The following is a 21,060-nucleotide window of genomic DNA, read 5'->3' on the forward strand; positions in this document are numbered from 1 at the left end:
ATGGCGCAAACTCAGCCGGTAGAAGTCTTGTTACGCCCTGCGGTTGAGCTCTACACCGTAGCTGTGTGTGCTGGTGCGGCTTTTCTCTCCTTCGTAGCTCCATGGTCGCTTGCGTTGAGCCCTGCCCTAGGGATCGGCAGCGGACTGGCCTTTCTGGCCTTTGGTGCTATCCGCTTGCGCCAGGCCCAGACCATCCTGCGCTATCGCCGAAACATCCGGCGCCTGCCGCGCTACGTGATGACCAGCCGCGACGTTCCGGTTAGCCGGCAACGGCTTTTCATCGGCAAAGGTTTTCTCTGGGAGCAGAAGCACACCCACCGACTGATGCAGACCTATCGCCCGGAGTTTCGACGTTATGTCGAGCCAACGCCCATGTACCGTATGGCCCGGCGCCTGGAAGAAAGACTGGAGTTCGCGCCATTCCCACTGTTGAACCTGGCCAGGATTACCAGCTGGGATGTGCCCTTCAATCCGGTGCGGCCGCTCCCGCCTGTGGGCGGGCTACCTCGATTGCATGGCATAGAGCCCGAAGAAACTGATGTGAGCCTACCGTTAGGCGAACGCGTTGGTCATTCGCTGGTGTTGGGAACCACACGTGTTGGAAAAACACGGTTGGCTGAGCTGTTCATCACTCAGGATATCCGTCGCAGCAATCCAGCCGGGGAACATGAGGTGGTGATTGTGTTTGATCCCAAAGGTGATGCGGACTTGCTCAAACGTATGTACGTCGAGGCCAAGCGCGCCGGGCGAGAAGGGGAGTTCTACATCTTCCACCTTGGCTGGCCCGAAATCAGCGCCCGTTATAACGCAGTTGGCCGTTTCGGGCGTATTTCCGAAGTTGCCACGCGCATCGCAGGGCAGCTATCGGGCGAAGGCAACAGTGCTGCCTTTCGCGAGTTCGCCTGGCGGTTCGTGAACATCATCGCCCGCGCGCTCATTGAACTGGGGCAGCGGCCGGACTACCTGTTGATCCAACGACACGTCATCAATATCGATGCTTTGTTCATTGAGTATGCGCAGCATTACTTTGCCAAACATGAGCCAAAGGCTTGGGAGGTGATTGTCCAGATAGAAGCGCGACTGAATGACAAGAACATGCCGCGCAACATGATTGGACGGGAGAAGCGCGTTGTTGCCTTGGAGCAGTACTTGGGGCAGGTGCGCAATTACGATCCCGTGTTGGAGGGCCTGCGCAGCGCGGTACGTTACGACAGGACCTACTTCGATAAGATTGTTGCCTCGCTCTTGCCACTGCTGGAGAAGCTGACCAGCGGCAAAATTGCCCAGTTGCTGGCGCCGAACTATTCCGACTTGGCCGACCCGCGACCGATCTTCGACTGGATGCAGATCATCCGCAAACGCGCGGTTGTCTATGTGGGCTTAGATGCGCTGTCAGATGCTGAGGTCGCCGCAGCAGTGGGCAACTCGATGTTCTCGGATCTTGTTTCGGTCGCCGGCCATATCTACAAGTTCGGTATCGATGACGGTCTGCCAGGCGCAATTCCTGGTGAGAAGTTGCCGATCAACATTCATGCTGACGAATTCAACGAGCTTATGGGCGATGAGTTCATTCCAATGATCAACAAGGGCGGTGGTGCTGGCATCCAAGTCACCGCGTACACCCAGACCCTCAGCGACATCGAGGCGCGCATCGGCAATCGTGCCAAAGCCGGTCAGGTAGTGGGCAACTTCAACAACCTGTTCATGCTGCGTGTGCGGGAGACAGCCACGGCGGAACTGCTCACCCGCCAGCTACCGAAAGTCGAGATTTATTCCACAACCATTGTCAGTGGAGCCACCGACAGCTCGGACATCCGAGGTACCACGGACTTCACCTCCAACACTCAAGATCGCATCAGCATGTCCAGCGTACCGATGATCGAGCCTTCGCAAGTAGTGGGGCTGCCTAAGGGGCAGTGTTTTGCGCTTCTGCAAGGTGGAAATCTGTGGAAGATCCGCATGCCGTTGCCAGCGCCCGATCCCGATGAGGTCATGCCAAAGGATCTGCAGCAGTTAGCAGGCTACATGCGCCAGAGCTACAGCGACTCCGCCCAATGGTGGGAAAACTCTGGATCACCTACCCTGCAGAGTCAGGGATTGCCCGACAGTCTGGTAGACGATGCAGCAGAGCCTGCAGCGGTAGTTCGCGAGCCGCTGTCATGAGCGACGTGGCAAGTACCGCAAAGCGCCAGGAGGTTCGTCGTGACGGGCTGCTGGTTGGTCTGATTACGTTGCCGTTCCGGCTTTTTGGTGTACTGGTTGGGTCATTGCTGATTTCGATTGTTATCGAATGCGTGGGCATGCATTTTTTCTGGAAGGAGCAAGGATGGCGGCACTCTCAAGAGATGCTGCAGTACGAATTCACTCACCTGTCCAAGCATTTCACCCGTAGTGCGGTCATCCATGAACCTGGGCGTTCCGCGCACCAAATGGTAGAGACGGGCTATCGCTGGATATTCCTTCGCACCGGCTTACTCTCGCGCATGGAGCAAACTGCCGAGCGAGCCCGCGCCCCTAGCAAGGTTGGGACACGGGATTTTCGCTACTACATCAGCCAGGTGTATGTGTGGGCGGAGAATTACTTGATCGCCGCAGCGTTTACAGCGCTCACTTTTTTGGTCCGGCTATTGGTGTTGGTGCTGACGCTGCCGCTATTCGTCATGGCGGCATTTGTCGGTTTCGTGGACGGTTTGGTGCGTCGCGATGTACGCAAGTTCGGCGCTGGTCGGGAGTCGGGCTTCATCTACCACCGCGCCAAGGCTTCGCTCATGCCGCTGGCGGTCCTGCCTTGGGTTATCTACTTGGCGCTACCGATTTCAGTACACCCGCTGCTCATCTTGCTCCCAAGCGCTGCGCTATTGGGATTTGTCACGAACCTCACCGCTGGCAGCTTTAAAAAGTACCTTTAATCTTCGATTGTAGAGGCATCCACGATATGTTTTAGCTGTTTCAGCTTCTCAAGCAACTCGTCGTAGGTGATAACCAAAACGTCCTTCGCGGCATTCCTGAAAAGCTCAAATGATCGCCGGTCTTCTGGCGTCTCTGGTGATCTTCCCGCGATGACGATGCAGTGCACGGCAGCCACATCGGTGCCGACCAGACCAGGGTCGCTAAGCTTTGAGCCAAAGGTTGTCATCAACGTATAGCGCTGATGCAATACCTGTGTGAGAGCTCCGGTCAGTTGACGGTGCGGCGCTTTAATAGATCCACGATAATTATTTTTTTCTAGCAGCTTTGTCTGTGGATGCTTGATCTCAATCAGAGCGATGTTGCCTGAGCAACGCTGAGCCAGCAGAAAATCTACAATGCTGTGGCCGTCGCCCTTAAGGGAGATGTTGCCGATGAAGGCCTGATCCTGCAAAAGGTAGACCGGATAGGCAAAAGCCAGTCCGAGAATGAAAGCATTGTTGTTGAAAAATGTTTGCCAAGCAGCCTCCTGATGATTACCAGTGAGCATCTTCTCCAACCGCTCGGTCAGCTCTTTCAACGCAACCCGCTCGATGCTTTGAGCTAAGGCCAGCACCGTATCCAATTCTTCTTTAGCGGATCTTTCTAAATCTTTTTGCGCAGCTGAAACGATGGCTTTGCGATCAGATGCGTTGCGTGTGCTTCCATCTCCTTGGGCTTGCACAATCTTGACGAGGGTCCCTGCTTTCACGCGCGGTTGCCTGACTGGATACAGGGTCGCGTCGATCGAGCTAAGGAGTTCGTTGTGTGTCACGCAGATGCGTTCGTCAAGCGCACTTTGTTGGGCACGTCGGGTTATACCGTCTAACCCCCTGCGTAGCGCGTCGAAACGGGCATAGCCCAACTCATATGACCCAGAGTCCATTAAGGCATGGTTTCCGGGTGACATGTTAATAGTGTTAATGCCTGCTACTTTTGCCAATTCAGCAGGAATTAGCCGATATTCCCATTTTAAACCAAGCCCATATATAGCCTTTCGGCTAAATCCTACAGGCAACGACTCCAGCAGTTCGTCGAACGAGTATCGATCCTCAGGCAACGGAAAATTTGGCCCACAACCATCCAAGATAATCTGATGGATCTGATCGTATTTTGGCTTTAGGAAATCTGCCTTAGTAGGGTTCACGTTCACCGGATACATTACGATGTTGTCCTCCATGACCAGAGCGATCAGCGTCTCGGGAACATCATCGATGAGCAGGTGGCGTACCTCTTTTGAAGGGATCGCTGTGACCTCCACATGGGGACCGTCTGCCGTTTCTACTCGCTTGAAACGCAGTTCAATCGATGGAGGGTCCTGGTCCTTTGCGGCACGGCTTTCCGGATCGGCAACAGGTTCCTCGCCCACCGATTCGTCGTCCATGATGAAGTCGTCAACCATTGCGCTCGTACCTTCTTCAGGTTTTTCCGGGAATGATGTCCACGCCGATGCGGTCGGCCAGATCAAGTACGGCGTCGTAAGTATCGCCATCGTTCAGCAGGCTAAGCGAATCACCCTTTTGAATCAGAACTCCAGCCGGTATGCGATCACCGAACAACACCACCGCGCGCGCCGAGTCATCTTGTCGCGATATCCAGGATAGACCTTGGGCCTCAGGACATTTGCTGTGGATCGCTTCCGCCCACTTTCGTGTAGCCGGATACTGATCTTTTTCGGTGTCGATGAGTTGTTTGCGGGTTATGCCTAGCTTGCGCAAAGGCACACTCGCCAGATCAACCAGTTTCAACGGTTGGGTTAGCGCTACAGTTGAATGAATCTGATGCGCCAGCTTTCCCTTATCGAAACTTTTGAAGCCCGCAGTGTGGGGTACGCCATGGAAAACAGTCTCCATCAATGCGCAGTCCCTTGTAGTACCGCCGTACAGGGTCGGTATTGTATTCGCGTGCTCATCCTGAATAGGGCTAAATCTCGCGTTTCCATGCAAGCCTGGGTTGAATTCGTCCGCTTGATATTTTTCTAGATGTACCCGGTGAAGCACTTGATCCTTAGGCAATTCTTCCAGAGTCACGTGAAGGGTGCCCGGCGGTGGAGGCGTTATAGACGCTCCTTCTGTAGCTAGGCCATCGACCACTGGCGGAACTTTTCGTTTAGCCATGGGCGATCTCCTGGACCTCATCGTGGGCTGCCGCAATCACACGGTCCGGCGATGAGGCTATTACGTCCTGTGGTCTTTTACCCGAGAGAAAACTGTTGTCGGAGCGAAACCAGTAGGCCATTCCCCAGCTGTCCTTGTGGTCGGAGAAAATCTCTATGACCTTAGCCAGAGCTTTGATGGGGCGAAAACCCGCTGCACTGTCTAGGCCATAGCCAGGGAAGTAATCGATGCCGCCATGATTGATGGCGAAGATCTGGCCTTGCTTCTTCCACTTGTTAGGCTGGGCACTAGGGTTGCGTGTGCTGAGTTCCGCAAGTTGCGCAACATGGGAAGCCGTTAACCAGTCGCCACTCTCCAGCACCGCTTTTCGGGCCTGAATCAGCATTGCAGCTTCCTTCAGCAGGCGCGGTGACGGTGGAGTGCGAGGCACCAAGACTTCTGCCAGACGCTGTAGCGACTCGCGGTCATGCCGCTCCCCGAGTATGTCCAGCAACGAGCGCGTCACATTCGTGAAATTCTCCATTAAGGTCTCGAAAACACCCGGCTGGATGCGCTCGAACTCCATCACAAGAACGCGATCTGCGTGCGAATTGACGAGCTGGGCCCTGACTTCCTTGGGGGTCCCAGCAAGGGTGGAGACACCAGAATGATCTGTAACGGCGCTCATGAGCGTGTACCTGAAGGGTTACATGGGTTATCCAACTCTACCATATCCTAGATAACTTTCAATGGTGGTGGGGGCATCCAACTGCGTTGAGCCCACCTTGCCCAGCGAGGCATTGGGGGCTAAGCATGTCTTCTATCAGCAGGGCGGCCGGTTGCTCTCCAAGGCCACACACGCCGCTGACGCTCTAGAGTTCGCTACATCACAGCAATCCCATCAATCGTCAGGCATTTTTTGCGAAAAAAATGACGGTGTTCAATCAATCCGGGGTTTGCTGGGTTCCTATTCTTTGGAGTCTGCCTCCGCACTCCCGGTCACGATCACTCCACTGTTGATCTGACGAGGAGGGCGCGATGATGCGTTCATTTCAATGCCGATATGTGGCCTGCAGCGCACCGGTACTCACCCTGACTGCTTTCATGGTCATGCACCCCCTTGCAGCTGCAGCAAGCCCGCCTGCACAGGGCCAGGACGTCGCCGCGGCACTCCGACAACTCGACGCGCTGGATCGTCTGATCCAGAACAGCGAAACCTCAACTGTCGTTGCCCCCGACCAGCGCTACTACCTCGATTACAGCCGGCTGCGCGCCGACGTAGCACGTGTACGTGTCGGTCTACAGGACTACCTCACGCCGCCACGAGCTCAGCCTAGAGATCCGGTCGAAATCGTCGGCCAATACCGAGCCGAACAGGCAGAGGGCCAGCCCGGCGATACCGATTCCTCCCCATGAACGGCGCACAGGTCTCGGCGTTTCAAGCCAACAGCGGTATTGCACCCGCCGCGATGACCACCGTGCTGATCGGCATGGTGTTCGCCGTTCTGCTGCTTTGGGGCGCATGGGCGATCCGCACGGCTTATGTGGGCTGGGCTGAGAGCCGAATCAACCAACGGCAGTTCCTGGGTGTCGTGGTGCGCTTTTTTGCCATGTACATCGTGCTGACGTTTTTCCTCCTCTCTTGATCTTGAAGGGACAGAACATGAAGACGCGCTTTCTCTCCTCTCGTATCTCTCTCCGGCTGGCATCTGCGCTTGGAGTGCTGGGTCTGCCAACTGTGTCCTCAGCCCAAGGGCTTCCCACGCTGGAGAATCCCTCGCGCGGCACTGGCAACGGGATCATGGAGACCATCCGTAACTATGGCTACGACATCGTGCTGCTGGTGGCGCTGTTGGTGGTGGCGTCCATGTTTATCGGGGTCTGCTACCACGCCTATGGCACCTACGCCGAGATTCACAATGGTCGCAAGACCTGGGGCCAATTCGGTTTGACGGTGGCAATCGGCGCTGTGTTGCTCGTAGTCGGCATCTGGCTGCTCACCGAAGCCACCGGCATCCTGTAAGGGGGCTGGTCATGTCCGACTACCCGCATGTTCGAGAGGACGGCACAGTGTCTTTCTTGCCGCACCGGCTCAACCGTCATCCAGTGGTGGTGCGTGGACTGACCGCAGATGAACTGTGGGTCTGCTGCGGCCTGTCCGGCGCGACCGGGCTGGTCGTTGGTGGACCTCTATCCTGGATGTTCTCGACCATAGCGCTCGCACCGACCTTCATGGTGGCAGCGGTAGCTATTGGCGTGTTCGTTGGTGGAGGCATCCTGCGTCGACAGAAGCGCGGCCGACCCGACACATGGCTTTACCGACATCTGCAGTGGTGGTTGACGACGCGTCACCCCACCGTCGCCGGTTGGGTTGGTGGGCAGGCGCTGGTCACCCGCTCTGGTTTCTGGTCGGTTCGAAGGAAAGCAGGATGAGCCGATTCAAAAACGAGGTCATGCACCTACAGGCACACATCAAGACGTTGCGCCTTGGCGTTGGAGCCCTGCTGATTATTGCCTTGGTCATGGGCGGTGGCTGGTGGAGCGCGCCGCGCGACCTCACCGTCCATGTCCCGCCGGATCTGCGCTCTGGCAGCACACGCAAGTGGTGGGAGGTGCCGCCGGAATCGGTGTATGCCTTCACGTTCTACGTATTCCAGCAACTCAACCGATGGCCGACCAATGGCGAGAACGACTACGCGCGCAACCTGCATGCGCTTTCGCCGTACTTCACGCCTGCATGCAAGGGATTCCTTCAGGCCGATTACGACTATCGGCGTAACGCGGGTGAATTGCGCGAACGTGTGCGCGGAATCTATGAAATTCCAGGTCGCGGCTACGGCGACAACCCTGGGCTCCGCGTGCGCGTCGTATCAGAGCGCGATTGGGTGGTCACCCTAGACATCAGCGCGGACGAGTACTACGGCTCCGAACAGGTCAAGCGCGCTCTGGTGCGCTATCTGATCAAAGTGGTGAGGACCGACGTGGATCCCACGCGCAACCCATTCGGTCTGGCGATCGACTGTTATGACGGCGCGCCTCAGCGCATTGGAGCACCCGATGTACCTGATCCTGCACCGACTCGAAGTGGCCTGGATGCCCAAGGAGAGAAACCATGAAGCATCAGTTCGCTTTCTGGCTTAGCACCGTCATTGCCATCGCAATGACGCCCCAGGCTCATGCGGTTCAAATCCTGACTTGGGAGCGGCTGCCTCTGGCTATTCCGCTGGTCGTAGACCAAGAGCGAATTGTATTCGTTGATCGCAATGTCCGCATCGGGGTGCCGACTAACGTAGGCGAGCGTCTCCGTGTCCAGAGCGCAGGCGGCGCAGTCTATCTGCGCGCGAACGCACCCATCGAGCCTACCCGGCTGCAGCTGCAAGATGCCGATACCGGAGCCCTGATTTTGCTCGACATCACTGCGCAGGTTGGGGGTGAGGGCGTTCCTCCCTTGGAACCGGTGCGCATCGTCGATGGTCCCAGCACGTCAACACGCTACGGCGAGAAGCCATCCGAGGCAGATGATGCTGATCCGGACATCAAGTCCCAGCCTGCTCAAGACAAGCGCGAGACTCCGGTTGCAGTAGTCCTCACGCGATACGCCGCCCAAAATCTCTATGCGCCGCTACGCACCGTCGAAGCAGCTCCTGGAGTGACGCGTGTGAACCTGCGCCGTAACCTGCCGCTTGAGACACTGTTACCGACCTTGCCGGTCAAAGCTACAGCGCTTGCCTCCTGGCGATTGGAGGACCAATGGGTCACCGCCGTCCAGTTGACCAATACCAGCGGAACCTGGATCGATCTTGACCCGCGTACGCTTCAGGGCGACATCCTGACTGCGGCGTTCCAGCATCCGGCCCTAGGACCGCACGGCCAGTCAGAAGACACCACAGTCGTCTACGTGGTCACTCGTGGTCGTAGCTTGGCCCAGTCACTGTTACCAGCTATACAGCGCTTCGACCCAGCAGTAAACCTGCCGCAACCGGCCGCGCCTGCGCAAGGATATGGCCATGCACAGTAACGGTTTGCTGAAGTGGTTGATGATTCCAGTGGCACTGCTGGTGTTGTTCTTCGGCATCAGGCAATTTTCGGGCGGCGGTGCTCATCAGGCCCCGTCCACCGCCGATGCGGGTGCCCAACTCACCCCTGAAGAAATGAAGGCGCTGGGCATTGAGGGCGATACACCACGCGACACGGTAGCCACCTTGGTCGCCCAGGTGAAGCAGCTGCGTACAGAGCTGCAGACGGCCACATCGGACAACAAGACGCAACGAGATGAGAATCAGCGACTTCGCCAGCGTGAATCTGCAATAGATCAACGCATTGGCAATGCGCTGGAATCTGAGCGCGCCAACCTGCGTCGTGACCAGCAACAGCTCAACTCAGAACGCCAGCAGACCGAAGGTTTGCTACAGGATTTGCAACGGCGTTTGGACAAGATCGGCAACACCGGCGGCAATGCCGATTTACCTGTGGGGCTGGGATTACGCGATGGCGACGCTGATGGCATGTCTGGCTCCGGCAGTGGTATGCGTTGGGTGGAACCCGAAGACAAAAAGCAGACTGATGGACGAAGCAGCGGGGATACACCCAGCTTTCCAACCAGCTTTGGCCCGGCCCAGCGCACGCTGGAAGAGACAGCCGAATCAACCGTTAAAGCCAGCGCCAAAGCCGTCGGAGCAACCACGACCAGAGCGGTCTACACCGTGCCAACCAACTCGACATTAATGGGCTCGGTGGCGATGACTGCACTGATCGGTCGAGTCCCGGTCGATGGCACTGTCAACGATCCTTATCCATTCAAGGTACTGGTGGGCCCGGATAACCTGACCGCAAATGGCATCGACCTCCCTGATGTGGCAGGGGCAGTGTTCAGCGGTACCGCCGCAGGGGATTGGACGCTTTCTTGCGTGCGTGGGCAGGTGCGCAGCATCACCTTTGTCTTCAATGACGGCACCATCCGCACGATCCCCGAGGACCGGGACGGCGACCAGCAGAGTGACAAACAGCAGGAAGGTCTTGGCTGGATCAGCGATCCCTATGGCATCCCATGTGTCAACGGCGAACGTCGCAGCAACGCGCAACAATATCTGGGCTCACAAGCCCTGATCACCGCTGCCGGCGCAGGCGTCGCTTCAATGATCGAATCTGATAGTGGCCGGGCTTCCTATGTCGGAGCCGATGGCTCAGTCGGAACCGTCGGCATCACTGGTCAGGAAGCGGTCGGCCGGATCTTGGCCGGTGGTGTCCAGGAAATGTCGAGCTGGGTTAACAAACTCTACGGCCAGGCCTTCGCTGCGGTGTATGTACAGCCAGGCGCCAAAGTTGCCGTCCACCTCGATAAGCCCCTAGCCATCGATTACGACACCAAAGGCCGCAAGGTCGATCACCGTGCAGGAGAAGCCCATGCGCTCGAACTGGATTAAACCCGTGGTGCTCGCCATGGCAGCGGTGACGCTCGTCGGCTGTGCGACCGACAAGGATCAATTGTTGACCCATGGTGGACAAAGCATGCAGGACATCTGGCAGCAAGAGGCTGGTGATGGTGGCTTAGGCCAGATCGCTGGTCGCCAGTTGCTAGATGCACGCCAGACGCTGCGGCGGCCCTTGCAAGAGGCAGACTTGGCCGAAGCTCCCTCAGAGCAATCTCGTTACACACGCACGGCGTCCAATGAAATCTATCGACAGTTTCACCGCCTCCCCAATCCCGATCTGGTGATGTATGTGTTCCCACATTTGACCGGTACCGACCCTGTGCCGGTGCCTGGCTATACGACTGTGTTTCCGCTTTACCAGCGGATTCAGTACGCGATGCCTGGCGAGCGTGTGGGGGACTACTGATGTCCTGGACACTCCCTTGGTTACGCCCAAAAGCATGCCATTCCATGCCTGGCGCCGATGGGAGCCCCGACGGCTGGCAGCGCTACCTACAAGCGCTGCGCGAGGCAGGCATTCGAGCTCCTGGTAAAGCTGGGCGCGAGTCCCCGGCTACTTCAGACGACGAGGAGGCACTTTATGATGTGGCTCCGTCGTTCGTAGCACTGCTGCCTTGGGTGGAGTTCCTGCCGGAGACACAGTGCATGCTGCTCGAAGACGGCCAGTCAGTCGCCGCTTTTTTTGAGCTGACGCCGCTGGGCACCGAGGGGCGAGAGGCTGTATGGCTCGCTCAAGCCCGTGATGCACTGGAGAATGCGCTGCAGGACAGTTTCGACGAGCTCGACGAGAATCCTTGGGTTGTCCAGCTCTATGCTCAGGACGAGGCAAACTTCGACCAATACCTTCAGACGCTGAACGATTACATTCAGCCCCGTGCGAAGGAGTCGAAATTTACGAATTTTTATCTCAGGTTTTTTGCTCACCACCTGCGAGCAGTTGCGAAGCCAGGTGGCTTGTTTGAGGACAGCGTTGTGACACGTCTTCGTTGGCGTGGGCAGACCCGTCGCGTACGAATGGTGGTGTACCGGCGGTCTTCAAGCCAGAGCAGGCGTCGCGGACAGACGCCCGAGCAAGCCCTTAATACTGTGTGCGATCGATTGGTAGGTGGTTTGAGCAACGCCGGCATTCAGTCAAACCGGCTCGGTGCACCTGCAATCCATGCGTGGTTGTTGAGATGGTTCAATCCACACCCGACGGTACTGGGACACGAGGCCAAGGACCGCGAGCGCTTCTACCAGCTTGCCGCCTATCCGCAAACCCCGGAGCCTGATGAAATTGAGCTGGCTAGCGGGGTGGACTTCAGTCAGCGGCTGTTCTTCGGCCATCCACGCTCAGATGTCGATCAAGGCTTGTGGTATTTCGATAGCCTCCCTCATCGTGTGATGGTCACCGACCGTTTGCGTATGCCGCCGGTAACCGGCCACCTCACGGGCGAAACCCGCAAAGGTGACGCTATCAATACTCTGTTCGACCAAATGCCGGAAGACACGACGCTGTGCCTTACGCTCGTCGCAACACCGCAAGATGTGTTGGAGGCTCACCTCAACCACTTGGCCAAGAAAGCGGTTGGAGAAACCCTCGCCTCGGAACAAGCACTCAAGGACGTGCACGAGGCCCGCTCACTGATTGGCAGCGCTCACAAGTTGTATCGGGGCACGTTGGCCTTTTATCTGCACGGACGTGACGAATCCGAGCTTGATCGCCGTGGGCTTCAGCTCGCCAACGTCATGCTCAATGCCGGGTTGCAGCCTGTACGGGAGGAGGACGAAGTTGCGCCGCTCAACAGCTACCTCCGTTGGCTTCCCTGCGTCTACAACCCAGGCGTGGATCGCCGGCAGTGGTACACCCAACTGATGTTCGCTCAACATGCAGCGAATTTGGCGCCGGTCTGGGGGCGTAGCCAAGGAACTGGACATCCTGGCATCACCTTTTTCAACCGAGGTGGCGGGGTCATTACCTTTGATCCGTTCAACCGGCTTGATCGGCAAATGAACGCCCACTTGTTCCTCTTTGGCCCGACTGGATCTGGCAAATCTGCAACTCTGAATAACATCCTGAATCAGGTTGCCGCAATCTATCGGCCCCGCATTTTCATCGTGGAGGCAGGGAATTCCTTTGGGCTATTCGGTGACTTTGCGAAGCGGCTTGGACTGACGGTTAACCGGGTCAAGCTTGCGCCTGGCTCTGGCGTGAGTCTTGCGCCATTTGCTGATGCCCATCGACTGATCGATACGCCCAGCGATGTGCAGACGCTGGATGCCGACGCCCTCGAAGAGGAGCTGTCTGATCAGGCCGACGCCAATGAGGCCGATGAGCAACGCGACGTGCTGGGCGAGCTCGAAATCACTGCACGCTTGATGATTACCGGGGGAGAGGACAAGGAGGAGGCGCGAATGACCCGCGCCGACCGCTCGCTGATTCGTCAATGCATACTCGATGCTGCGCAGCGTTGCAGTGCAGAGAATCGCACAGTGCTCACTCGCGACGTACGTGAAGCGTTACGCGAGCGCGGCCGTGATTCAACGCTTCCGGAGATCCGGCGTTCCCGTTTGCTTGAAATGGCGGACGCTATGGACATGTTTTGCCAAGGCTCGGACGGCGAGATGTTTGATCGCCCCGGAACCCCGTGGCCGGAAGCTGACGTCACCATCGTGGACCTAGCAACGTATGCGCGTGAGGGCTACAACGCCCAATTGTCGATTGCCTACATCTCCCTGATCAGCACAGTTAACAACATTGCCGAGCGTGATCAATTTCTGGGGAGGCCCATCGTCAACGTGACCGATGAAGGCCACATCATCACCAAGAATCCGCTGCTGTCACCCTACGTGGTGAAGATCACCAAGATGTGGCGCAAGCTGGGCGCCTGGTTCTGGCTGGCTACTCAGAACGTGGACGATCTGCCCAAGTCCGCCGAACCAATGTTGAACATGATCGAATGGTGGATCTGCCTGTCGATGCCGCCGGATGAGGTTGAAAAGATCGCGCGTTTTCGCGAGTTGAACCCCGCTCAGAAGGCCTTAATGCTGTCTGCTCGCAAAGAGGCCGGCAAGTTCAGCGAAGGGGTGATTCTGTCCAAGTCGATGGAAGTCTTGTTCCGTGCAGTGCCGCCTAGCCTCTACCTCGCATTGGCCCAAACAGAGCCGGAAGAGAAAGCCGAGCGGTTCCTGGTGATGCAGGAGTTTGGCATTGGCGAACTTGAGGCAGCCTTCAGGATCGCCGAGAAGATCGACCATGCCAGGGGCATTAGCCCACTGCCATACGACGACTTGTTCGTTTGAGATTCCTTATGACTATCGAACACCTATCTGCTCGCCCTCGCAAGGGACTGCGCTTCTGGTGCTTGACCACGATTGTGATTGCGGCGCTCGCAGCACTGCTTTATAGCGTGCTGGTCTTGACTCGACCTACAGCGCTAAGTGCGTCCATGCCTGAACCAACCGATGGCCCGCCCTGGCGTCACGGCTCAAGCACAGCCCGGTTTACCGTTGTCGTATACGCGGATCTTGAATGTCCTTTTTGCCAAACCTACACACCTACCCTGCGCGCCTGGGTCGATGCCCATCCTGACGTCAACCTACAGTGGAATCACCTGCCCTTGGCGATACACGAACCGGCAGCGGGAGATGAAGCGCGCTGGGTCGAGTGTGTCGGAGAAAGGTTCGGCCATGCACGTTTCTGGGAAGCCGTGCAGTGGGTCTATCAGCATACGCGAGGAGGCGGGCAAGGCCTTCCGGCTGGTGTGAGTTACCCCGATGAATCTGCCGTGCGGGAGTGCCTGAAAAGTGATCGTCCTGGCGCGGCAGTGCGCTTGCAAGCCGAGCAAGCCCGCCATGATGGCTTTGATGCAACTCCCTCGCTTCGCTTGATTGACAACAAAACGAGTCGCTCGATGAGCCTAACGGGTCCAGTCTCTGGAGATGCTTTGCTATCCGCAATGGATCTACTGAGCTCGCCTGAGAATGGCATGGAAGCTGTGGCAGACTCACGATTGTCTGAAGCGCCTCAAAGCTCCCGCGAAAAAACCCCAAGTGACACGACGCCTCACTTCACTAGAGAGCCCTAGCGATAGGCACTATCCTGCTGGCCGAGCTGATTACTGGCAGGATTTGAATCACGGTGCCTAACCGCCTGAGGACACTGCTCTAGAAGAGTGCTTCGTTCGTAATTTCAATCGCGGGAGCATTTGATCGGATTCAACGCCTGCGTGCAGAGCGCATGGTTGTGCGTTGCAACTAAATATGGTTGTATGGCGCAACAAATTTGGGTGAGGCGTCAGAAATGATCGATCCGTCAGTTGTGGAACAAGTCCGCTCCGCATCACGCACGATGGTTCGTGAGCTGGGCTTTATGCGCACTACATTGGCGGGCACGAGGTACTCGCCCTCCGCTGTTCACACCCTGCTTGAGTTAGGCGAACACGGAGCGTTGACTTCGGCTCAACTCGTGCAAGAGCTCGGGCTTGAAAAGTCAAGTGTCAGTCGGATGGTTGCGAAGCTCATTCAGTCTGGGGAGCTGGAAGAAAGTCGAGGTGAAGAGGATGGCCGCACGAAACAACTCAGCCTGACTGAGCAAGGAAAGCGCACTCTCGAAGAAATTCATGCTTACGGACAGATGCAGGTCTCGTCAGCGCTGGTTCCGCTCACCCAACAGGAACAGCAGACCATCGCCCAAGGACTGAACGCGTATGCCCAAGCGTTGAAGACATATCGCCAAGAAACAGTTGAAACGGCGGCAGCCAAGATTCAAATCGCTTCCGGATATCGCCCTGGCCTGATCGGTCGTATGGCCGAAATGCACGCTAGCTTTTACTCTCGCCATTCCGGCTTTGGTCAGTTTTTCGAGAGTCAGGTTGCAGCTGGCGTTGCGGAATTTGCGGGACGATTGAACAATACGCGTAACGCCATTTGGGTCGCTGAGAGCGCTGGCCGGATTGTGGGATCGCTGGCTATCGACGGAGAGGATCTCGGAAACGATGAAGCCCACCTGCGCTGGTTCATCCTTGACGATGGCTGCCGTGGTGGCGGTATAGGTCGTCACCTTCTCACCGAGGCATTAGATTTCTGCGACCGGCAGAATTTCTCAGCTATACAACTTTGGACATTCAAAGGGTTGGAAGCTGCCCGGCGCCTCTACGAATCGTTGGGTTTCGAGCTAACTCATGAAGAGCAAGGCAATCAATGGGGTACGGCGGTCACTGAGCAACAGTTCACGCGTAAACGCTGAGCAGCATTCTATGAAGAGTCTGCAAACTCGCACAAAAGGCTAGAACTAGTGACCACTTAAATTTAAGTGCACACCATGTCTTGGCTTTGCGGGACTGGGTAGATGACTAGGCCGGACGGTTACAGCGTATCGACCTTTTGCTGGATGCGATACGCAGGAAATGCGGGCGTGCTGCATTACTCATTCTTCGTGGTATGTGTCAGCCGGATGCGTTGGACTACATGGGTCTCCAACTGCCAGGCAGCACGCCATGCGCAACCTCTACATTGTTTTCGGACACGCGCTGTTCGGACTGGCGATGCTGGTTCCGGGGAGTTCCGAGGCTCAAGAAGTCTGGGTAATCACTGACTCCAAGCACTCTGTGACTGGCAACGCGGCCGTCGAACGACGCATAGAGTTAGACAAAGCCCAGCAGCTTGAAATCGAGTTGTCAGAGCAGCTTCCAAGCGACCCCCAGCGTGCCGCTGCGCTGGTACAGCAACGCATAGAACGCGGTGGCCAAGCTCTGCAACAACGCCTTCGTAGTGCTTACCAAGACGTTGCCGACGCCTGGAGTTTGGGCATCGCCACGCTCCCAGCGGTTGTTGTGGACCAGAGTTATGTGGTGTATGGGGAGCCCAACTTGGACAGGGCACTTGCGCGCGTAGCGCAGTACCGCAGGAAAACCCCATGATGGCCCGTGTTCCACGTCGACTACGAATGGGTGCCGCTGCAGCGCTGCTGTGCGGTGCTACGTCGAGCTTCGCTCTAAATACGGCCAGCATCGTGTCATCAACGCTTTCGCCAGACTGCCTGGAGTATCGGGTGGTGGGCATTTGCTATTGGCTTTATTGCACGTTGACGGGGTGCACGGTTCGCACCTCAATCAAAGTACGTCATTACGTTCCAGATGCTGTGGTCTCCAGCTATTCCAACGTCGGTGAAAATCCCTGGCTTGAAGTGCGTGCGATGAGTAAGCCCAACGCGACTGCTCGCTCTGGAGGAGATGGAACAACCAATCATGACAACGAAAACAACCTGATCAAGTTCAAAAACGCGGATGTGATCGGCCACCCCGGTGGGCAGGTTTTCAGTCAATTCGCCAGCGCATCGGGTTATGCGTGCGAAGGTGCTGGTACTGCTTTCATGCCCTACTTGCTCAGCACCTTGGATACGATTGCATGGCGCTACAACTTGCCAGAAGTCGTTTACCCCGAAGCGCTCATCCCTGGCATGCGAGAGATAGGCTCTCGTACTGGCATGAATTTGTGGGGCGCCGTCTACCCCCGCGGAGGATTTCTGCATCAGGCCGATGACTACAAGGCCGGCGCTGTGGTTGCGCAACGCGCAGGCGACATCGTGACGCGTCGAGGCCAACTTCACGTCTATCAGCCCCTGCTCGCCAGTAGTCGCGATGGTTATTGGCCGGCTGGCGAGTTGGTAGAAAGCGATGCCTCAACAGGTAAGTGGCAGCAACTCACACCGCGCCTGTCCTCTACCTGTGCGGTATTCCCCCAAAGCGGCTTGCTGCCTCAGGCAGCGCAGGGCGACTACGCGTGGGCTTTATGGCGCCCTTATAGCTGCTGCCAGCGTCAAGGTCAGGTCTTCCTGGGCAGCGTCGATTTCAACTAAGGGCACGTCAATGAAATTCTCTCGTGAAATTTCCCCACTTCACCGCCGTCGACAGGGACATTCGCGCCTTGTTTTGCTGACGTGTGCACTTGGCCTTGCAAGCGGATTTGTCTGGGCTCAGAGCGGTGGCTTCCAGAACAGTGGAAGCGTGATCGGCGATGAGGTCATGTATTCAATCGGTGGCGGCAACGCCGTCTCCATGAGCGGCGCTGCTGGTATGCGCTCGATAGGCGTGGGCGCTGGCTGGAACAGCAATTTGGTCTGTGGGGATATGAATATCAGCACGACGATTCAGAACCAGCTCAATGGGCTGACGAATGGATTTCAGAACATCATGGGTAACGTGATTCAGAGCGCGACGAGTGCCGTCGCGTCGCTGCCCGCCTTGATCATCCAGCGCGCAGACCCTGGTCTGTACAACCTGTTGACCAATGGCGTGCTGCAGGCCCGCCTGGACTTTGACCGTTCCAAACTCACCTGTCGCGCTATGGCTGAACGGATGGCCCAGACGGCTGGTGGCCAACTCGGCTGGAACCAGATAGCAGAGGGCATGGCTCTTCGCCAGGCGGTGACCAGTACCGATGCAGTGTCCGCTATCGAGCAGGCCGAAACAACGCGTGGCAATGACGGCGTTCCTTGGGTCGGTGGCAATAACGCTGGTGGTGCGGGTCAGTCCTCGATCAAAGTGGTCGCCGACGTGACCCGTGCGGGCTACAACCTGGTCAATGGCCGCAGCGTTACCGATACCTCGTCGATAGATGCAACTAGCTGCAACAGCTTGGCTTGCCAGACATGGCCCACCCCGCAAGCAGCAACTGAATGGGCAACCCGTGTCTTGGGGGAGCAGGAGCAGCGTACTTGCGAAGACTGTACCAAGACTCAAACCATGCCGGGTGTGGGCTTGACGCCACTTATCCAGGAAGAATACGAAGCCAAATTGCAGTCCCTGCAGGAGCTGATCGACGGAACCCGCAATACCACGTTCGAAAATTTGCGCGCGGCCGGCAGCACATCTTTGCCGATCACCCGGGGTGTTATTGAAGCGCTGCGAGATGAACCGGACCAAGATATCCTCGCGCGCCGACTGGCCTCAGAGGTGGCGCTGTCTTCTGTTTTAGAGAAGGCATTGCTGTTGCAACGCACGCTGCTGACAGGGCAGAAAGAGCCCAATGTTTCAGCCAATCAGCTTGCGGTGGAGGCTATCAACCACGAGAGCAATACGCTGGATCGTGAGATCCAGAATTTGAAGACCGAACTTGAACTACGCCGTGAGCTCGCTAACAACTCGCCGATGGCGATCATCCAGCGCCACGGTACAAGGGCATCGGGTTCGCGTGGGGTCTACGAAGGTGATCCCGTCCCTGACCGCCTCGACCAATTGCAGCGGCCATCGCCAGGGCGGGTGCAATGAATTTCGAGTGGCTGCGCTTTCGCTGGCTTTTCAATCGGAAGACGGCACATGTGCTGCTATGGACCATGGTATTGCTCGCTATGGCATTGCTAGCCAACGTGGTCGGTATCTATCTCGTGGGCAGCGTCACCGCTTGGCAGCATTGGATGGCCGCCGCTTCCGGTTACTTTTTGGTGTGGCGGCTGGCTCTCTATGCAGCTACGGCCCGCGGCTGGCTTTGGATGCGCCGTCGGCTGCTCGCTCGCGAGCCAGACTCCGAAGCGCGTTACCGGCTGATCCGCACCGAAGTCGCCGGCGTTGCAGCCATCGTCGCTCTGGAAATCAGTTTATTGCTTCAGTCGTAATTGGAGATCCAGCCGATGACGCTTTTCACGACTGACTACCTTGAGTACTACCTCACCCTGGTAGGCTGGATCGTCAACAATGGAATCTGGGCTGTGCTGGTTTCCAGTGGTGTGTTTGCAATTCCTTTCTTGGCCATCATTGTCCAAGAATGGCTGAAGGCGAAGGCCGAAGGGGCTGATGAAGGCAACAAGGGCGTCCTGTCTTCGTTGCGAATCGAGAACAGGGTATGGGTTGCCATCGTCGTGGTGATGTTCGCCGGCATTCCATTTATCGACGTCGACCTCAACACCATCAAGTATGACCAAACACGTTCGACGCAGTGTCAGGTCAACATGCCCGAACCCGCAGCAACCGGTTGGTCGCAGTCTTTCAGCACGCTCAACAATCAGAGTGCCAAGTTGCCGGTCTGGTGGGCTTTCGTACACGCAGTATCGCGCGCAATCACTGGTGCCTCAGTCGCTGCAATTCCATGCGGAACCGACGTGCGCCAGATTCGGATGGATATCAACGCCACGCGCATTGACGATCCGGTCCTAGCTCAGGAAGTTGCTGACTTCACGCACGACTGTTACGGGCCGGCACGTGCCAAGTTGTTCATGAACCGCCCGCAGCTCGATGACACGCAAATGCATGATGTGTCCTGGATCGGCTCGTCTTATTTCGTTGATACCAGCGGCTTCTACGACACCTATCACGCCAAGACGCCGCGAGACGGCTGGGCTTACGAGAGCAATCGCGATGCGGGTCTTGCGCAAGTGCCCAGCGGTGCGGGCTATCCGACATGTCGCCAGTGGTGGAGCGATGGCAGTAACGGATTGCGTGCCCGGCTCCTGTCTCAGGTCGATCCAAACCTGCTCAACCGAGTCGCTGGATGGGCTGGTTTCTTGAGTCGCCAGGAGGTCGATGACTCGGTGATTCGAGCCATCGCTTCACCGCGGCAGCAGAAGCTTAATCAAGGCTCTGTCTACACCGACTATGGCGGTCAGATTGACAAGACATTGCCCAACGTCGTCAATCGTGCAGCCAGCGATGTCGGTCTTGCAGTCGGTTCGCTTGCAGCTTTCCCAGCAATGGATGTGGTGCGCCAGGCTTTGCCGATGGTGCTTTCGCTGTTGAAGATGGCCTTGGTGATCTGCATACCGCTGGTCTTGGTGGTGGGGACTTACGACCTGAAGACGTTGGTGACTGTCAGCATCGTGCAGTTCGCATTGTTCTTTGTAGATTTCTGGTTCCAGCTCGCCCGTTGGATCGACAGCACTATTTTGGACGCGCTTTACGGGTGGGGCTTTGGCTACAACCGTCCGCATGCAAACTTCGACCCGCTTGCAGGCCTGAACAATGCGTTTGGCGACCTGCTGCTGATGTTCGTGATGGGGACGATGTTTATCGTGCTCCCTACCTTCTGGATCATGGCACTAGGCTGGGCGGGTGTTCGCGCAGGGAATGTGCTCCAGGGACTTGCCGGTGCAACTGGCGATGCCAAAGCAGCGGGTGGGAAGGGTGCCAGTACGGTGGTGGGCGCAATTTCGAAAAAGTGAGCCAGATCCTCTCAATCCTCGTCAGAGACATGAGGGTCTATACGGAAGCCGTCGTAGGTGTAAAGCCCAAAACCTGCCGGTCCATTCTTCCATTCGGGCTCAGGCATCTCGCCTAAGTCAGCGTTACTCGCCAACCGCGCAGCGCCCACCAATACCACCAGTAGAAGGGCGACCCAGAATACGAAGTAGAGCAGCAGAGCGATTACGGTTAGCTTTACTGTCCAGAACAGGATCCTGAGGACCGCTGGACTCATACCCTTGCATGCCAACTGATCAAACAACCGCCGCTCGCCCATGGCATAGGAACGCCAGGCGTTGCCAAGCCAGCGACCTAGCTTCTCCGGATTGCTGCTTTGAGGGTTCGTCTTCATGGCTGTCACCTATCTTGGGGGATATGTGTACGGTCCAGTTTGCCTTTTTCCCCGGGCATGGGTGCCAACAATGAGCTTCGGCC

At 57.1% G+C, this 21,060-nt stretch carries 22 protein-coding genes; 18 read left to right on the forward strand and 4 right to left on the reverse strand.

Annotation, left to right across the window (positions count from 1 at the left end; translation table 11 throughout):
* The gene (traD, locus tag CKW31_RS09345) at positions 1–2,163 is read left to right on the forward strand and encodes a type IV conjugative transfer system coupling protein TraD (protein WP_095094076.1); all 2,163 of its coding nucleotides are present in this window, start codon (positions 1–3) and stop codon (positions 2,161–2,163) included.
* Positions 2,160–2,909, forward strand: a complete 750-nt coding sequence (locus CKW31_RS09350) for a TIGR03747 family integrating conjugative element membrane protein (RefSeq protein ID WP_095094077.1) — start codon at positions 2,160–2,162, stop codon at positions 2,907–2,909. The genes traD and CKW31_RS09350 overlap by 4 nt, the downstream gene beginning before the upstream one ends.
* Here CKW31_RS09350 and CKW31_RS09355 read toward each other — a convergent pair.
* From CKW31_RS09355 to CKW31_RS09365, 3 genes are read right to left on the reverse strand one after another with little or no spacing between them, the layout of a single operon-like run.
* On the reverse strand, positions 2,906–4,348 hold the full coding sequence (locus CKW31_RS09355; RefSeq protein WP_176469844.1) for a Shedu immune nuclease family protein: 1,443 nt from the start codon (positions 4,346–4,348) through the stop codon (positions 2,906–2,908). The genes CKW31_RS09350 and CKW31_RS09355 overlap by 4 nt on opposite strands.
* A 16-nt stretch (positions 4,349–4,364) precedes the next feature.
* Positions 4,365–5,063: an RES family NAD+ phosphorylase gene (locus CKW31_RS09360; protein WP_256582546.1), complete on the reverse strand. Its 699-nt coding sequence runs from the start codon at positions 5,061–5,063 to the stop codon at positions 4,365–4,367.
* Positions 5,056–5,730 (reverse strand): hypothetical protein, encoded by a 675-nt coding sequence (locus CKW31_RS09365; RefSeq protein WP_095094080.1) that lies wholly within the window; start codon positions 5,728–5,730, stop codon positions 5,056–5,058. Before CKW31_RS09365 ends, CKW31_RS09360 begins: the two co-directional genes overlap by 8 nt.
* Positions 5,731–6,080: 350 nt before the next feature.
* Between CKW31_RS09365 and CKW31_RS09375 the strand changes: the two genes are divergently transcribed.
* The 16 genes from CKW31_RS09375 (at position 6,081) to CKW31_RS09455 (ending at position 20,606) form a co-directional block, all read left to right on the forward strand.
* On the forward strand, positions 6,081–6,458 hold the full coding sequence (locus CKW31_RS09375) for an RAQPRD family integrative conjugative element protein (RefSeq protein WP_095094082.1): 378 nt from the start codon (positions 6,081–6,083) through the stop codon (positions 6,456–6,458).
* Positions 6,455–6,688, forward strand: coding sequence for a TIGR03758 family integrating conjugative element protein (locus tag CKW31_RS09380; protein ID WP_031424003.1), 234 nt, complete (start codon positions 6,455–6,457; stop codon positions 6,686–6,688). Before CKW31_RS09375 ends, CKW31_RS09380 begins: the two co-directional genes overlap by 4 nt.
* Before the next feature lie 17 nt (positions 6,689–6,705).
* Positions 6,706–7,065: a TIGR03745 family integrating conjugative element membrane protein gene (locus CKW31_RS09385; RefSeq protein ID WP_031424004.1), complete on the forward strand. Its 360-nt coding sequence runs from the start codon at positions 6,706–6,708 to the stop codon at positions 7,063–7,065.
* Positions 7,066–7,076: 11 nt separating this feature from the next.
* Positions 7,077–7,475: a TIGR03750 family conjugal transfer protein gene (locus CKW31_RS09390; RefSeq protein WP_080721195.1), complete on the forward strand. Its 399-nt coding sequence runs from the start codon at positions 7,077–7,079 to the stop codon at positions 7,473–7,475.
* Positions 7,472–8,158 carry a PFL_4703 family integrating conjugative element protein gene (locus CKW31_RS09395; protein WP_095094083.1) on the forward strand — a complete coding sequence of 229 codons (687 nt, stop codon included), beginning with the start codon at positions 7,472–7,474 and terminating at the stop codon, positions 8,156–8,158. Before CKW31_RS09390 ends, CKW31_RS09395 begins: the two co-directional genes overlap by 4 nt.
* Positions 8,155–9,060, forward strand: a complete 906-nt coding sequence (locus CKW31_RS09400) for a TIGR03749 family integrating conjugative element protein (RefSeq protein WP_095094084.1) — start codon at positions 8,155–8,157, stop codon at positions 9,058–9,060. Before CKW31_RS09395 ends, CKW31_RS09400 begins: the two co-directional genes overlap by 4 nt.
* Complete coding sequence (locus CKW31_RS09405; RefSeq protein WP_095094085.1) at positions 9,050–10,465, forward strand: TIGR03752 family integrating conjugative element protein; 1,416 nt, start codon at positions 9,050–9,052, stop codon at positions 10,463–10,465. Before CKW31_RS09400 ends, CKW31_RS09405 begins: the two co-directional genes overlap by 11 nt.
* A complete protein-coding gene (locus CKW31_RS09410; protein ID WP_095094086.1) occupies positions 10,446–10,880 on the forward strand; it encodes a TIGR03751 family conjugal transfer lipoprotein in 435 nt (144 codons plus the stop codon). The genes CKW31_RS09405 and CKW31_RS09410 overlap by 20 nt, the downstream gene beginning before the upstream one ends.
* The gene (locus CKW31_RS09415; protein WP_032699467.1) at positions 10,880–13,756 is read left to right on the forward strand and encodes a conjugative transfer ATPase; all 2,877 of its coding nucleotides are present in this window, start codon (positions 10,880–10,882) and stop codon (positions 13,754–13,756) included. The genes CKW31_RS09410 and CKW31_RS09415 overlap by 1 nt, the downstream gene beginning before the upstream one ends.
* 146 nt (positions 13,757–13,902) lie before the next feature.
* Positions 13,903–14,541 carry a DsbA family protein gene (locus CKW31_RS09420; protein ID WP_238558450.1) on the forward strand — a complete coding sequence of 213 codons (639 nt, stop codon included), beginning with the start codon at positions 13,903–13,905 and terminating at the stop codon, positions 14,539–14,541.
* A gap of 215 nt (positions 14,542–14,756) precedes the next feature.
* Positions 14,757–15,701: a bifunctional helix-turn-helix transcriptional regulator/GNAT family N-acetyltransferase gene (locus tag CKW31_RS09425; RefSeq protein ID WP_095094087.1), complete on the forward strand. Its 945-nt coding sequence runs from the start codon at positions 14,757–14,759 to the stop codon at positions 15,699–15,701.
* Positions 15,702–15,951: 250 nt separating this feature from the next.
* On the forward strand, positions 15,952–16,374 hold the full coding sequence (locus CKW31_RS09435; protein ID WP_050554476.1) for a TIGR03757 family integrating conjugative element protein: 423 nt from the start codon (positions 15,952–15,954) through the stop codon (positions 16,372–16,374).
* Positions 16,371–17,312: a TIGR03756 family integrating conjugative element protein gene (locus CKW31_RS09440; protein WP_218192141.1), complete on the forward strand. Its 942-nt coding sequence runs from the start codon at positions 16,371–16,373 to the stop codon at positions 17,310–17,312. Before CKW31_RS09435 ends, CKW31_RS09440 begins: the two co-directional genes overlap by 4 nt.
* Positions 17,313–17,385: 73 nt before the next feature.
* Positions 17,386–18,723, forward strand: coding sequence for an integrating conjugative element protein (locus CKW31_RS09445; protein WP_349813152.1), 1,338 nt, complete (start codon positions 17,386–17,388; stop codon positions 18,721–18,723).
* Entirely contained in the window at positions 18,720–19,067 is a 348-nt protein-coding gene (locus tag CKW31_RS09450; protein ID WP_095094088.1) for a hypothetical protein, read from the forward strand. The genes CKW31_RS09445 and CKW31_RS09450 overlap by 4 nt, the downstream gene beginning before the upstream one ends.
* Before the next feature lie 15 nt (positions 19,068–19,082).
* The gene (locus CKW31_RS09455) at positions 19,083–20,606 is read left to right on the forward strand and encodes a conjugal transfer protein TraG N-terminal domain-containing protein (RefSeq protein WP_176469846.1); all 1,524 of its coding nucleotides are present in this window, start codon (positions 19,083–19,085) and stop codon (positions 20,604–20,606) included.
* An 11-nt stretch (positions 20,607–20,617) separates the two neighbouring features.
* On the opposite strand, the gene CKW31_RS09460 is transcribed toward CKW31_RS09455, so the two are convergent.
* Entirely contained in the window at positions 20,618–20,977 is a 360-nt protein-coding gene (locus CKW31_RS09460) for a DUF3742 family protein (RefSeq protein ID WP_065628848.1), read from the reverse strand.
* Positions 20,978–21,060: the final 83 nt, after the last annotated feature.

The sequence above is a fragment of the Pseudomonas sp. Irchel 3A5 genome, assembly GCF_900187575.1.
In the GTDB taxonomy this organism is placed as follows: Bacteria; Pseudomonadota; Gammaproteobacteria; order Pseudomonadales; family Pseudomonadaceae; genus Aquipseudomonas; species Aquipseudomonas folii.